This is a genomic window from Micromonospora sp. NPDC049089, from assembly GCF_040648775.1.
In the GTDB taxonomy this organism is placed as follows: domain Bacteria; phylum Actinomycetota; class Actinomycetes; order Mycobacteriales; family Micromonosporaceae; genus Micromonospora.
Window position 1 is genome coordinate 1 of record NZ_JBEZEH010000201.1, and the last position, 13,329, is coordinate 13,329.

At 70.8% G+C, this 13,329-nt stretch carries 11 protein-coding genes and 1 pseudogene; 2 read left to right on the top strand and 10 right to left on the bottom strand.

Annotation, left to right across the window (positions count from 1 at the left end):
* Positions 1–109: 109 nt before the first annotated feature.
* The 3 genes from AB0B48_RS27140 to lysS all read right to left on the bottom strand — a co-directional run bounded on the left by AB0B48_RS27140 (position 110) and on the right by lysS (position 5,136).
* Positions 110–2,656, bottom strand: coding sequence for an ATP-dependent Clp protease ATP-binding subunit (locus AB0B48_RS27140; RefSeq protein ID WP_357206436.1), 2,547 nt, complete (start codon positions 2,654–2,656; stop codon positions 110–112).
* Positions 2,657–3,170: 514 nt separating this feature from the next.
* Positions 3,171–3,515, bottom strand: coding sequence for an Lsr2 family protein (locus tag AB0B48_RS27145; protein ID WP_036392792.1), 345 nt, complete (start codon positions 3,513–3,515; stop codon positions 3,171–3,173).
* A gap of 112 nt (positions 3,516–3,627) precedes the next feature.
* Complete coding sequence (lysS, locus tag AB0B48_RS27150; protein ID WP_357206438.1) at positions 3,628–5,136, bottom strand: lysine--tRNA ligase; 1,509 nt, start codon at positions 5,134–5,136, stop codon at positions 3,628–3,630.
* A gap of 88 nt (positions 5,137–5,224) precedes the next feature.
* On the opposite strand from lysS, the gene AB0B48_RS27155 reads away from it, so the two are divergent.
* Positions 5,225–5,965, top strand: coding sequence for a class I SAM-dependent methyltransferase (locus AB0B48_RS27155; protein ID WP_357206440.1), 741 nt, complete (start codon positions 5,225–5,227; stop codon positions 5,963–5,965).
* A 36-nt stretch (positions 5,966–6,001) separates the two neighbouring features.
* Here the strand turns inward: AB0B48_RS27155 and AB0B48_RS27160 are convergent, their stop codons facing one another.
* The 7 genes from AB0B48_RS27160 to AB0B48_RS27190 all read right to left on the bottom strand — a co-directional run bounded on the left by AB0B48_RS27160 (position 6,002) and on the right by AB0B48_RS27190 (position 12,752).
* The gene (locus AB0B48_RS27160) at positions 6,002–6,760 is read right to left on the bottom strand and encodes a type III pantothenate kinase (RefSeq protein ID WP_355005943.1); all 759 of its coding nucleotides are present in this window, start codon (positions 6,758–6,760) and stop codon (positions 6,002–6,004) included.
* A gap of 17 nt (positions 6,761–6,777) precedes the next feature.
* A complete protein-coding gene (nadC, locus tag AB0B48_RS27165) occupies positions 6,778–7,674 on the bottom strand; it encodes a carboxylating nicotinate-nucleotide diphosphorylase (protein ID WP_355005944.1) in 897 nt (298 codons plus the stop codon).
* Positions 7,671–9,365: an L-aspartate oxidase gene (locus tag AB0B48_RS27170; protein WP_357206443.1), complete on the bottom strand. Its 1,695-nt coding sequence runs from the start codon at positions 9,363–9,365 to the stop codon at positions 7,671–7,673. The genes nadC and AB0B48_RS27170 overlap by 4 nt, the downstream gene beginning before the upstream one ends.
* Positions 9,366–9,473: 108 nt before the next feature.
* Entirely contained in the window at positions 9,474–10,370 is an 897-nt protein-coding gene (locus tag AB0B48_RS27175) for a septum formation family protein (RefSeq protein WP_357206445.1), read from the bottom strand.
* Between the two features lie 96 nt (positions 10,371–10,466).
* Positions 10,467–10,895: an aspartate 1-decarboxylase gene (panD, locus tag AB0B48_RS27180; protein ID WP_355005947.1), complete on the bottom strand. Its 429-nt coding sequence runs from the start codon at positions 10,893–10,895 to the stop codon at positions 10,467–10,469.
* A 46-nt stretch (positions 10,896–10,941) separates the two neighbouring features.
* Positions 10,942–11,790 (bottom strand): pantoate--beta-alanine ligase, encoded by an 849-nt coding sequence (panC, locus tag AB0B48_RS27185; protein WP_357206447.1) that lies wholly within the window; start codon positions 11,788–11,790, stop codon positions 10,942–10,944.
* Positions 11,787–12,752 (bottom strand): Rossmann-like and DUF2520 domain-containing protein, encoded by a 966-nt coding sequence (locus AB0B48_RS27190; RefSeq protein ID WP_357206449.1) that lies wholly within the window; start codon positions 12,750–12,752, stop codon positions 11,787–11,789. Before AB0B48_RS27190 ends, panC begins: the two co-directional genes overlap by 4 nt.
* 256 nt (positions 12,753–13,008) lie before the next feature.
* Between AB0B48_RS27190 and AB0B48_RS27195 the strand changes: the two are divergent.
* A pseudogene (locus tag AB0B48_RS27195) lies at positions 13,009–13,329 on the top strand (hypothetical protein); the annotation flags it as partial.

Here is a 13,329-nt window from a genome sequence, read left to right on the forward strand (position 1 = left end):
GCCCGCCCCGCGGGGGGGGGGGGGGGGGGGCGCGGGGTGGGGGGGGGCGCCCCCGGGGGGGGGCCCGGGGGGCGGCCGGCCCGGGGCCCCCCGCCCCTTGCTGGTTGTGTTACTCGTCCACGCCCGCGGCGGCGGCGGTGCCAGCGGCAGTGCCACCGAGGTCGGCCGGGACGGCGTCCGGAACTTCGATCGGCTTTTCCGAGCCCCGGAAAACGAGCTTGGACTTGTCGATGTCGTCCGGGTCGCCCTCGCAGTCCACCACGATGATCTGACCCGGGATCAGCTCGTTGAACAGGATCCGCTCGGAGAGGTTGTCCTCGATGTCGCGCTGGATCGTGCGACGAAGCGGACGGGCACCGAGCACCGGGTCGAAGCCCTTCGCGGCCAGGTACTTCTTGGCGTTGTCGGTCAGCTCCAGACCCATGTCCTTGTTCCGCAGCTGGCCCTCGATCCGCTGGATCATGATGTCCACGATCGAGAGGATCTCGCTCTGGCGCAGCTGGTGGAAGACGATGGTGTCGTCGATCCGGTTGAGGAACTCAGGCCGGAAGTGCTGCTTGAGCTCGTCGTTGACCTTCTGCTTCATCCGGTCGTAGGTGGACTCGGAGTCCTCCGACTGCTGGAAGCCCAGCGACACCGCCTTGGCGACGTCACGGGTGCCCAGGTTGGTGGTCAGGATGATGACCGTGTTCTTGAAGTCCACGATCCGACCCTGACCGTCGGTGAGCCGACCGTCTTCGAGGATCTGCAGGAGCGTGTTGAACACGTCCGGGTGGGCCTTCTCGATCTCGTCGAAGAGGACCACCGAGAACGGCCGACGCCGCACCTTCTCGGTCAGCTGCCCGCCCTCGTCGTAGCCGACGTAGCCGGGAGGGGCACCCACGAGCCGGGAGACCGTGTAACGGTCGTGGAACTCGGACATGTCCAGCTGGATGAGGGCGTCCTCGCTGCCGAAGAGGAACTCGGCGAGCGCCTTGGACAGCTCGGTCTTACCGACACCGGACGGGCCGGCGAAGATGAACGAGCCCGACGGGCGCTTCGGGTCCTTCAGGCCGGCCCGGGTACGCCGGATCGCCTTCGAGACCGCCTTGACCGCGTCCTCCTGGCCGATGACGCGCTTGTGCAGCTCGTCCTCCATGCGCAGCAGGCGCGAGGTCTCCTCCTCGGTCAGCTTGTAGACCGGGATGCCGGTCCAGTTGCCGAGAACCTCGGCGATCTGCTCGTCGTCGACCTCGCTGACGACGTCCAGGTCACCGGCCTTCCACTCCTTCTCCCGCTGAGCCTTCTGGCCGAGGAGCTGCTTCTCCTTGTCGCGCAGCTGGGCGGCGCGCTCGAAGTCCTGCGCGTCGATCGCGGACTCCTTGTCGCGACGCACCTGGGCGATGCGCTCGTCGAAGTCACGCAGGTCTGGCGGCGCGGTCATCCGACGGATCCGCATCCGGGCACCGGCCTCGTCGATCAGGTCGATCGCCTTGTCCGGGAGGAAGCGGTCGGAGATGTACCGGTCGGCCAGAGTCGCGGCAGCCACGAGGGCGGCGTCCGTGATCGAGACGCGGTGGTGAGCCTCGTAGCGGTCCCGCAGGCCCTTGAGGATCTCGATGGTGTGGGCCAGCGACGGCTCACCCACCTGGATCGGCTGGAAGCGGCGCTCGAGAGCGGCGTCCTTCTCCAGGTGCTTGCGGTACTCGTCGAGCGTGGTGGCACCGATGGTCTGCAGCTCACCGCGGGCCAGCATCGGCTTGAGGATGCTCGCGGCGTCGATCGCGCCCTCGGCGGCACCCGCACCCACCAGGGTGTGGATCTCGTCGATGAACAGGATGATGTCGCCGCGGGTGCGGATCTCCTTGAGCACCTTCTTGAGGCGCTCCTCGAAGTCACCGCGGTAGCGGGAACCGGCGACGAGCGCGCCCAGGTCGAGCGTGTAGAGCTGCTTGTCCTTGAGGGTCTCGGGCACCTCGCCCTTGATGATCTTCTGGGACAGGCCCTCCACCACGGCGGTCTTACCGACGCCGGGCTCACCGATCAGGACCGGGTTGTTCTTGGTACGGCGGGAGAGCACCTGCATGACCCGCTCGATTTCCTTCTCGCGCCCGATGACCGGGTCGAGCTTGCCCTCGCGGGCGGCCTGGGTCAGGTTGCGGCCGAACTGGTCCAGCACCAGGCTGGTCGACGGCGCGGCCTCACCCGGCGCGGCGCCCGCCGCGGCAGGCTCCTTGCCCTGGTAGCCGGAGAGCAGCTGGATCACCTGCTGGCGGACCCTGTTGAGGTCGGCGCCGAGCTTGACCAGCACCTGGGCGGCGACGCCCTCGCCCTCACGGATCAGCCCGAGCAGGATGTGCTCGGTGCCGATGTAGTTGTGGCCGAGCTGCAGCGCCTCGCGCAGCGACAGCTCCAGCACCTTCTTGGCCCGCGGCGTGAACGGGATGTGCCCGCTCGGCGCCTGCTGGCCCTGGCCGATGATCTCCTCGACCTGCTGGCGGACGCCCTCCAGGGAGATGCCGAGGCTCTCCAGGGCCTTTGCCGCGACGCCTTCACCTTCGTGGATCAGGCCCAGCAGGATGTGTTCCGTACCGATGTAGTTGTGGTTGAGCATCCGGGCCTCTTCTTGGGCCAGGACGACAACCCGTCGCGCTCGGTCGGTGAACCGCTCGAACATGCCCTCGTGCTCCTCACGTGCCGTGCGCCTTGATGGTCAAGATCTTGGCGGGGCCGGTGCACGAACGTCCAGGACGGGCGTCCGTGCCTCCTTACTCTATCGTCGCTGACCGACTCCGCTGAGGTCGTGTGTCTCTGCTCTGGGTCGGTTCCACGTCGTTTTGAACAACCGTCCGCGCTCAGGAGGTGTTCCGGTAGCCCTGTCGCTACGCGCAGAGCGAAATCCGACTGACTCGACGGAAGCCCCATCCGGGGTCCCGAAGCGCTCCGGGAGGCCCCGGAGGGCGGACCGGCGGTCGCGACGAGCGCCGCGCCGGCCCTTGGGGAAGGTTATCCACAGGCTGTGGACAGCTGTTCCACTGGTTGTGGACAACGCCGGTGGGCCCGGAATGCTTCCCGGGCCCCGAACGGGCACGACGACGCCGTCCGGATACGGCGACGCCGGCCCGGAGGACTCCTCCGGCCCGGCGTCGGTGTCGCCTGCGGTGGCGGCTCGCCACCAAGCTGCTGACGGATCAGCGCTTCGCGTGGAACTCGTCCACGATCTCCTGCGGGATACGACCCCGGTCCGAGATGTCCTTGCCGGCCTTCTTGGCCCACTCCCGGATCGCCTTGTTCTGTTCCCGATCGGCGGTCGCGCCACCCCGACCGCGGGCAGCCCGCCCACCGATCACGACACCGCCGCGGCCGACCTTGGTGCCGGCGCCCACGTACGACGCAAATGCATCGCGCAATTTCGCGGCGTTGGCGCTCGACAGGTCGATCTCGTACTGAACGCCGTCGAGGGCGAACTTGACGGTCTCGTCCGCGTCCCCGCCGTCCAGGTCATCGACCAGCTTGTGAATGATCTGCTTGGCCACGTCCCACATTCCTTTCGAGCAGGGTGCTCCTGCTAACGAGAGCACAATAACCCCCGCGCTGCTCGTCGCGTCAATAGGCTCCGGTTACGGCTCGGCGTACGAGCGGACGGGACTACTCCGGGCGGACCAACGGGAAGAGGATCGTTTCCCGAATTCCGAGGCCGGTCAGGGCCATCAAGAGGCGGTCGATTCCCATTCCCATACCGCCGGCCGGCGGCATTCCATACTCCATCGCCCGAAGAAAGTCCTCGTCGAGACGCATCGCCTCGTCGTCGCCGCGAGCCGCGAGCTGCGCCTGGGCCACCAGCCGCTCCCGCTGCACGATCGGGTCGACCAGCTCGGAGTACCCGGTGCCCAGCTCGAAACCGAGCACGTAGAGGTCCCACTTCTCGGCCAGACCCGGCTCGCTGCGGTGGCCTCGGGTGAGCGGGCTGGTCTCCTCCGGGTAGTCCCGCACGAAGGTGGGTGCCTCAAGGCTGGGAACGACCAGCTCCTCGAACAGTTCCTCGGCCAGCTTGCCCGGCCCCCACTTCGGGTCGACCGCCAATCCCACCTTGTCCGCGTACTCCACCAGACGGGTCCGGTCGGTGCGGACCGTGACCTCCTCGCCGAGCGCTTCGGAAAGCACGCCGAAGAGTGTCACCGACCGCCACTCACCACCCAGGTCGAACTCCCGCCCGTCGGCGTGGGTCACCACCGTCGAACCGCTCACCGCGATCGCCGCCTGTTGCACGAGATTACGGGTCAGCTCGCCGATCGTGTTGTAGTCCCCGTACGCCTGGTACGTCTCCAGCATCGCGAACTCCGGCGAGTGCGAAGAGTCGACACCCTCATTACGGAAGTTGCGGTTGATCTCGAAGACGCGGTCGACGCCGCCGACCACAGCGCGCTTGAGAAACAGTTCGGGAGCGATTCGCAGATACAGATCGGTGTTCAACGCATTGCTGTGGGTCACGAACGGTCGGGCCGTAGCGCCGCCATGCAGCAGTTGCAACATCGGCGTTTCCACCTCGATGAAGCCCTGCCCGTGCAGTGAATCGCGCAGACTGCGCACCGCGGCTGCCCGGGTGCGCACCATCTCCCGCGCCTGCGGCCGGACAATCAGGTCGACATAACGCTGCCGGACGCGTGCCTCCTCGGAGAGGGGCTTGTGGGCAACCGGCAACGGTCGCAACGCCTTGGCGGTCATTTCCCATTGCTGGGCCAACACCGACAGCTCACCCCGACGGCTGGTGATCACCTCGCCGGTGACACCGACGTGGTCGCCGAGGTCGACGAGGCGCTTCCACGCCTCCAGCCGCTCCGGCCCGACCCGGTCCAGTGAGAGCATCGCCTGCAACTCGGTGCCGTCGCCGTCCCGGAGGGTGGCGAAGCAGAGCTTGCCCGTGTTGCGTACGAAGATCACCCGGCCGGTGACAGCGACCTGGTCGCCGGTCGCGGTGTCGGTGGGCAGGTCGGCGTAGGCCGCCCGGACCTGCGCCAGGGTCGTCGTGCGGGGGAAGCCGACCGGGTAGGGCTCGACGCCCTCGGCGAGCATCCGGTCCCGCTTCTCCCGGCGGACCTTCATCTGCTCGGGAAGGTCGTCGGCGGGGTCCACTGGCACGGGGTTCTGCTCGGTCACGGCACGCTTCCTCGTCACGGAGATACAGGGGGTCAGGGCCGAGCGTACTCAAGCGTGCCGGAGGGCGTTACGGGATAACCTGCCCGTCATGGTCGATCACACTCACGCCCTGTCGTTCGGTGTCGCTGCGAGTGATTACGACCGGTTTCGGCCACGTTATCCCGAGGCTGCGGTCAGCTGGGCACTCGACGGGCTGAGCGAAGCCCGGGTGGTCGATCTCGCGGCGGGCACCGGCATCCTGACCCGCGCTGTGCTGGCCCTGGGTCACGAGGTCGTACCGGTCGAGCCCGATCCGGGGATGCGGACGCAGCTCGCCGCCAGCACCCCGGGCACGACGGCGCTGGCGGGCAGCGCCGAGGCCATGCCGCTGCCCGACGCGACGGTGGACGCGGTGCTGGTGGGGACGGCGTACCACTGGTTCGACCGGGGGCCCGCGCACGCCGAGATCGCCCGGGTGCTCCGCACCGGAGGCACCTTCGCCCCCATCTGGAACATCCGGGACGGCAGCGTCGACTGGGTGGCCGAGCTGGGTCGCATCGCCCACTTCGGGGACAAGTCGACCAGTCAGGTCTTCGGAGAGGGCGCCGACTTCGGCCCCGCGTTCGACGCCGTCGAGAAGCGCGAGTTCACGCACCGCACCACGCTCACGCCGGACGAACTGTTCGGCATGGTCCGCACCCGCTCGTACTGGCTCACCGCCTCCACCGACGATCAGCGGCGGGTCGAGCGGGAACTGACCGACCTCCTGAACACGCACCCCGCCCTGGCTGGCCGGGACACCATCGAACTGCCGTACCGGACGCTGGTGCTGCGCGCCCGGCGGCGCTGACGCCCGCACGGAGGCCGGCCCGACGGCGGCCGGGGGTCAGGTGTTGCGGTCGTAGACCATCCGCAGACCGATCAGGGTGATCATCGGCTCGTGGTGGGTGATGCTGCGACACTCGTTGATCACCAGAGAGGCGAGGCCGCCGGTGGCGATCACCGCCCGCACCTCGCCCAACTCCTCGGTCATCCGCTCGACGATCCGGTCCACCTGCCCGGCGAAGCCGAAGTACAGGCCGGCCTGGAGGCACTCCACGGTGTTCTTGCCGATCACCGAGCGGGGCTTGGTGGCCTCGACCTTGCGCAGTTGCGCGGCCCGGGCGGCCAGCGCGTCGAAGGAGATCTCGATGCCCGGGGCGAACGCGCCGCCGAGGAACTCACCGCGCTCGCTGATCACGTCGAAGTTGGTGGTGGTGCCGAAGTCCACAACGATCGACGGACCGCCGTAGAGGGTGTACGCGGCCAGGGTGTTCACCACCCGGTCGGAGCCCACCTCCTTGGGGTTGTCGATCGCCAACTGCACGCCGGTCCGCACGCCCGGCTCGACGACGACGCTCGGCACCTCCGCGTAGTAGCGGCTGAGCATGGTGCGCAACGACCGCAGCGCGGCCGGCACCGTGGAGCAGGCGGCCACACCGGTGATCTCGACGTTGTCCCCGGCGAGCAGACCCCGGAACATCAGGCCCAGCTCGTCCGCCGTCGAGCGGGCATCGGTCTTGATCCGCCAGGAGTGCACCAGCTTGTCGCCGTCGAAGGTCGCCAGCACGGTGTTGGTGTTTCCGATGTCGATGCAGAGCAGCACGCACGCAGCCTAGACAACTACTCGCTGCGCAGGTCCAGCGCGATGTCCAGGATCGGCGACGAGTGCGTCAGCGCGCCCACCGAGAGGAAGTCCACACCGGTGGCCGCGTACCGGCCGGCCACCTCCAGGGTCAGCCCGCCGGTCGCCTCCAACTCGGCCCGGTCACCCACCGCGGCCACCGCCCCGGCCAGCACCTCCGGCGTCATGTTGTCGCAGAGCAGGAAGTCCGCGCCGGCCTCCACCGCCTCCACCGCCTCGTCGACTGTGGTCACCTCTACCTGCACCGGCACCTCCGGGAACGCCTCCCGGACCCGCCGGAAGGCGGCGGTGATGCCCCCGGCCGCCAGCTTGTGGTTGTCCTTGATCATGGCCACGTCGTAGAGGCCCATCCGTTTGTTGGTGCCGCCTCCGGCCCGCACCGCGTACTTCTCCAGCGCCCGCAGGCCCGGCGTCGTCTTGCGGGTGTCCAGCACCATCGCCTTCGAGCCGGCCAGCGCGTCCGCCCAGGCGCGGGTGTGGGTGGCCACCCCGGACATCCGGCAGAGCAGGTTGAGCGCCGTCCGCTCGGCCGTCAGCAGCAGCCGGGTCGGGCCGGTCACCGTCGCCAGCACGTCGCCGCGGGCCACCCGCTCGCCGTCGCGGGCCAACACCGACACCTCGACGGTACGACCGAAGCCAGTCACCTCGCCCACCAGCTCGAACACGGCAGCGGCCACCGCCATCCCGGCCAACACCCCGTCCGCGCGGGCCACCAGGTCGGCGGTGTCGGTCTGATCCGCCGGAATGGTCGCCACGCTTGTGACGTCCAGGAAATCCGGGCCCAGATCCTCCACCAGCGCGCCCTCGATCACCTGCCGTACGTGCGCCGGATCCAACCCCGCCGCCCGCAACGCCGTCTCCGTCGACTCGATCACGAGTTTCCCTCCCACTGTTGCGTCACCCGGCCCTGCGCCCCGACCGCGCCGACCAGATGGCCCAGCCACCGTTCGTCGGCCGTCGGGAAGTCCTCCCGCCAGTGGCAGCCCCGGGTCTCACCACGGGCGTACGCGGCGGCAACCAACGTCGACGCCACGGTGAGCAGGTTCGTCGCCTCCCAGTCGGCGGTACGCGGCCGGCCCCGGGCCGCGCCCAGGTCGGTCAAGGTGCCGGCCGTCCTGGCCAACGTCGCCGCGGATCGGAGCACCCCCGCCCCCCGGGTCATCGCCCGTTGCAGGGTCGGCGTCACCTCCGCGGGCAGCACCCAACCCGTCCCGCCACGCCACGCGCCGGTGTCCGCCGGCTGGGCCTGCTCGGGCAGGCCGGCCGCTATGTCCTCGGCGATCCGCCGGGAGAAGACCAGACCCTCCAGCAACGAGTTGCTGGCCAGCCGGTTCGCGCCGTGCACACCCGTGCAGGCCACCTCGCCGCAGGCGTACAGGCCCGGGATGGAGGTACGGCCGCGCAGGTCGGTCCGGACCCCGCCGGAGGCGTAGTGGGCGGCCGGGGCCACCGGGATCAGATCGGTCGCCGGGTCCACGCCGATCGCCAGGCAGGACGCCACGATGGTGGGGAACCGACCGGCCAGGAAATCGCCGCCCAGGTGCCGTGCGTCGAGGAAGACGTGGTCCGCGCCGGTGGCCAGCAGCACCCGGTGGATGCCCTTGGCCACCACGTCCCGGGGTGCCAGCTCGGCCAACTCGTGCTGGCCCACCATGAACCTCTTGCCGTCCCCGTCCACCAGGTACGCGCCCTCGCCGCGCAACGCCTCCGAGACCAGCGGCTGCTGCGCGTGCCCCGCCCCGGGCACCCCCGCGCCGGACGGGGTGATCAGCGCAGTCGGGTGGAACTGGACGAACTCCACGTCGGTCACGGCCGCGCCGGCCCGCAGCGCCAGCGCCACCCCGTCCCCGGTGGAGACCGCCGGGTTGGTGGTGGCCGAGAAGATCTGCCCCATGCCACCGGTGGCGAGCACGACGGCACGGGCCAGCAGCGCGCCGACGCCGTCCTCGCTGCCCTCACCCAACACGTGCAGGGTGATCCCGCAGGCCGGGCCGAGCCCGTCCGGGCCGTCGCCGGGCGCCCGCAGGAGATCCAGCACGAGGGCGTGCTCGAACAGCCGGATCCACGGATCGCGCTGCACGGCGGCGTGCAGGGCCCGCTGCACCTCCGCGCCGGTGGCGTCGCCGCCGGCGTGCACGATCCGGTCCGCCCGGTGCCCGCCCTCGCGGGTCAGCATCAGCGAGCCGTCCGGGTGCCGATCGAACTCGGCGCCGATCCGGATCAACTCACGGAGCCGGGTCGGGCCCTCCTCGACCAGCACCCGGACCGCCGCCGGGTCGCACAGCCCGACCCCGGCGACCTCGGTGTCCCGGGCATGCGCCGCCGGGGTGTCGGCCGGGTCGAGCACGGCGGCGATGCCACCCTGCGCCCACCGGGTCGAGCCGTCGTCAATGTTGACCTTGGTGACCACCGTGACGTGCAGACCGGCCTCCCGCAGGTGCAGCGCCGCGGTCAACCCGGCCACGCCGGAACCCACCACGATCACGTCGGTGGTCTCCACCCACCCGGGCGCGGGCGCGGCCAGCAGCGCGGGCAGGGCAGGCAGGTCGACGGTCGGAAGGTCCATCCCCCCAGTCAACCCGAACCATCCTCGCCCGGGGCGGCGGGGGCGGGACGAGTGTTTTGGGCGACCCCGTCCGTCCCGCGCCGCGCCGCGCCGACCGTCAGGCCGTGGTCACTTCGTCCGGACCGGCAGACCAGCCGGGCCCGCGCCCTTCAACGAGGCGGTCACCGTACGGTCGCTGAGCCACAGATAGCAGCGGACGCCCCGATCACCGACCTTCCAACGCCCCGCCCCCGGCGGACGGACCACCACGCCGCTGCGGAAGCGCAACGTGGCGTCGTCGGGTACGCCCGCGTACCGGGCCAGGACGCTACGACAACCCGTGTAGAGCGGCAGCCAGTCGGCGTCCCGGGTCGGGTACGCCAGGTCCGGTGCGCGCCACACCCCGACGAACTCGGCGTCGTGCTGTCTGCCGCACTCCACCGGGGTCAGCGTCTGCACACCCCGCCCGGCGCCACCGCGGGTCTGCTGGCAACCGAGGCGCAGCCCGGTGGGCCCCTTCAACGCGTCCCGCAGACTGCCCGACCGGACCACCACTGTCGCCGCCGCCTCGACGGTGGTCAGCTCGGTGAGGTCGCAGCGGAACCACCGGGAACCCGCCGCCCACCCCGGCCCGTTGGGCACCGCCACTGACAGCCGCAGCCGGCCGGACCGCCATTCGTCACCCACGTAGCGGGTCGCCCGGGTGTCGCACTCGGCGAACGCACTCCGCAGCTCGGCCGAACCACCCGCCGGAGCGGCCGCCCGCTCGGCCGGGAAAGCCCCGACGTGCACCGTCTCCAAACGGTGCGGCCCGGCGCAGTCCACCGGCTCATAACTGGCCAGGCTGACCAGATCGGTGAAGTCGGCGGCGTGACACACACCGGCGGCCGGAGTGAACGCCGACGGTGCCGGTAACGCCGCCCAGTCGTCGGTCAGATCACCGTCCAGCCCGCCGGACCCGGCGCAGCCCACCAGCAGCACTGCCGTCACGGCAGCGGCGAACAGGGTCGTCATGGCACGGCTCATCGCGGCCTCCCCCAGCCACCGACCGGCTTCCGCCAGCGTGCCCAGGGTAACCGGAAATGACCTTCCGGTAACAGACCGGAATCACGGTACGGGGGATCAGACTCCGGACACGGCCAACGGGCTGGGCACCGGGCTACCGGCCGTGCCAGGCGCCGCCGCAGCCGGATCGGTACCCAACTCGATCACCCGGTTGTCGGCGTCGACGTGCACGACCCGTGGCCGGTACGTCCGGGCCTCGGCGTCGTCCATCTGCCCGTACGAGATCAGGATGACCAGGTCGCCGGGGTGCACCAGGTGCGCGGCGGCGCCGTTGATGCCGATCACGCCACTGCCCCGCTCGCCCGGGATCACGTACGTCTCCAGCCGGGCGCCGTTGGTGATGTCCACGATCGCCACCTGCTCGCCGGGGAGCAGGTCGGCGGCGTCGAGCAGATCCTCGTCCACGGTCACCGAACCGACGTAGTGCAGGTCGGCCTGGGTCACCGTGGCTCGGTGGATCTTCGACTTGAGCATGGTCCGCAACATCGGAGTGGCCTTTCGCGGGTATTCGGTGGCGGGTGGTACGGCCGGGTCAGGGGCGCGGGGCGAGGTGGATCGCCGCGTTATCGATCAACCGGGTGGCGCCCACCCAGGCGGCGATCACCAGCCGAGCAGGCCCAGCCACCGGCCCCGGTTCCAACTCGGGATCGGTGAGCACCAGGTAGTCGAGGCGGGCACCGGGCGTACCGGCGCCGAACGCGGCGTGCGCGGCGGTCAGCACCGCGGCCGCGTCCAGGCCGTCGTCGGCGGCCTGCGCGCCGGCCCGCAGCGCGGCGGACAGACTCAGCGCGGCGGCCCGCTCCGGCCCACTCAGGTAACGGTTGCGGCTGGAAAGGGCCAGCCCGTCCGGCTCCCGGACGGTCGGCACGCCGACCACCTCGACCGGCACGTCCAGGTCGCGGGCCATCCGCCGGACCAGGGTGAGCTGCTGGTAGTCCTTCTCGCCGAAGAACGCCAGGTCCGGCCGGGTGAGCTGGAGCAGCTTCAGCACCACAGTGAGCACCCCGTGAAAGAAGCCGGGGCGGCTCGCCCCCTCCAGCTCGCCGCCGAGCTGGCCCGGATCGAGGCGTACGCGGGGCTGACCATCCGGGTACATGTCCGCCACCGACGGGGCGAAGACCAGATCCGCGCCCGCCCGCCGGCACACCTCCAGATCGGCCTCAAGGGTGCGCGGGTAGCGGTCGAAGTCCTCGTTCGGCCCGAACTGCAACGGGTTCACGAAGACCGTGACCAGCACGTGGTCGGCCTGTTCCCGGGCCGCGCGCAGCAACGTCTCGTGGCCGGAGTGCAGCGCACCCATGGTCATCACCACCCCGACAGTGCCCTTCAGCCCGGCCCGGGCCTCGGCCAACTCGGCGCGCGTGTGCACCACCTGGGTCATGCGGCCACCTCCCGACTGCTGTCGGCCAGCACGCCGAGCAGCGACTGCGCGTCCACCGGCCGCAACCGGCCGGCGGCGATAGCCCGGTCGGCGGTACGACGGGCCAACGCCAGGTACGCGGGGACGGATTCCGGTGCGGTGGCCGCCAACCGGGCCAGGTGCCGCTGCACGGTGCCCGCGTCGCCACGGGAGACCGGACCGGTCAACGCGTCGTCACCGAGCCGCAGCGCGTTCTCCAGGGCGGCCTGCAGCAGCGGGGCGAGCACCTTCTCCGGCCGGGCAACCCCGGCGTCCCGCAACCGGTCGGTCGCCTCGTTGACAAGGGTCACCAGGTGGTTCGCGCCGTGCGCCAGCGCGGCGTGGTAGAGCGGGCGGTCCGACTCGGCCACCCACTCGGGCACGCCACCGAGGTCGGCGACCAGCCGGGCAGCCAGCGGGCGCAGCTCCGCCGGGGCGGTCACACCGTACGAGATGCCGTCCAGCCGGGTCAGGTCGTCCGGCGTACCGGTGAAGGTCATCGCGGGGTGCAGGGCGAGTGGCCGGGCGCCGGCCGCGACGGCCGGCCCGAGCACGGCCAGGCCGTGAGCCCCCGAGGTGTGCGCGACGATCTGCCCCGGGTGCAAAGCGCCCCGCTCGGCGAGGTCGGTCACCACACCGGCCAGCCTGTCGTCCGGCACCGCGATCAGCAGCAGGTCGGCGGCGGCGTGGGCTACGGCGGTGACCGGGCGACGGGGCACCTCGGGCAACAGCAGGGCGAGGCGGGCGCGGCTGGCTCCGGAGCTGCCGGAGACGGCGACCACCCGGTGCCCGGCGGCGGCGAGCGCGGCGCCCAGCACGGCGCCGACCCGACCGGCGCCAATGACACCGACGGTGAGCAGACGGGAGGTGCGGGGAGTGGCGGAGGCACCGAGAACGGCGGGCCCCTGCGGGGCGGCCGAACGCGGGCGCATCGGTGCGCTCATGTCGACGATCCAGTCCTCGAGAGGGGTACCGGTCGATCGCAAGTATGCGCCCGGCCCACCGAACCCGGACAAGCATGTGTGAAAACCTTCACCACCACCTCAAGTGCCCTTCACCACCGTCCCCGACCGCCCCAGGCCAGCGCGTCCCCCCTGCCACCATGATCAAGTGCTGAAAAGTAGGTAACCGGAGCGTTTCTGACCTACTTTTCATCACCTGATCACCGTGCGCCGCGCCCGCTGCATTCGGAGTGAACTGATGTCGATCGCCTGGCGAGACGCGATGAGCCAAGCCCTCTATGGGCCGGGCGGCTTCTTCGTCGCCGGCACCGGCCCGGCCGACCACTTCCGCACCAGCGTGCACGCCTCCCCGGCCTTCGCCACCGCGCTGCTGCGCCTGCTCACCCAGGTCGACGCGGCCCTCGGGCATCCGTCGCGGTTCGACGTGGTCGACGTGGGAGCAGGGCGGGGCGAGCTGCTACGGGCTCTCGCCGGGCTCGCTCACAATCCCGCCGGGGTTGCGGTGGGGGTTTCCGGGGAGCCCGACCACGCAGGGATCAAGCCTGACCGCCCGGAGTGG

Bases quoted from the DNA above. Each gene is read 5' to 3' on its own strand.
- AB0B48_RS27140 (WP_357206436.1), bottom strand. From the start codon at position 2,656: ATGTTCGAGCGGTTCACCGACCGAGCGCGACGGGTTGTCGTCCTGGCC.
- AB0B48_RS27170 (WP_357206443.1), bottom strand. From the start codon at position 9,365: ATGGACCTTCCGACCGTCGACCTGCCTGCCCTGCCCGCGCTGCTGGCC.
- panD (WP_355005947.1), bottom strand. From the start codon at position 10,895: ATGTTGCGGACCATGCTCAAGTCGAAGATCCACCGAGCCACGGTGACC.
- AB0B48_RS27175 (WP_357206445.1), bottom strand. From the start codon at position 10,370: ATGAGCCGTGCCATGACGACCCTGTTCGCCGCTGCCGTGACGGCAGTG.
- AB0B48_RS27155 (WP_357206440.1), top strand. From the start codon at position 5,225: ATGGTCGATCACACTCACGCCCTGTCGTTCGGTGTCGCTGCGAGTGAT.
- AB0B48_RS27190 (WP_357206449.1), bottom strand. From the start codon at position 12,752: ATGAGCGCACCGATGCGCCCGCGTTCGGCCGCCCCGCAGGGGCCCGCC.
- panC (WP_357206447.1), bottom strand. From the start codon at position 11,790: ATGACCCAGGTGGTGCACACGCGCGCCGAGTTGGCCGAGGCCCGGGCC.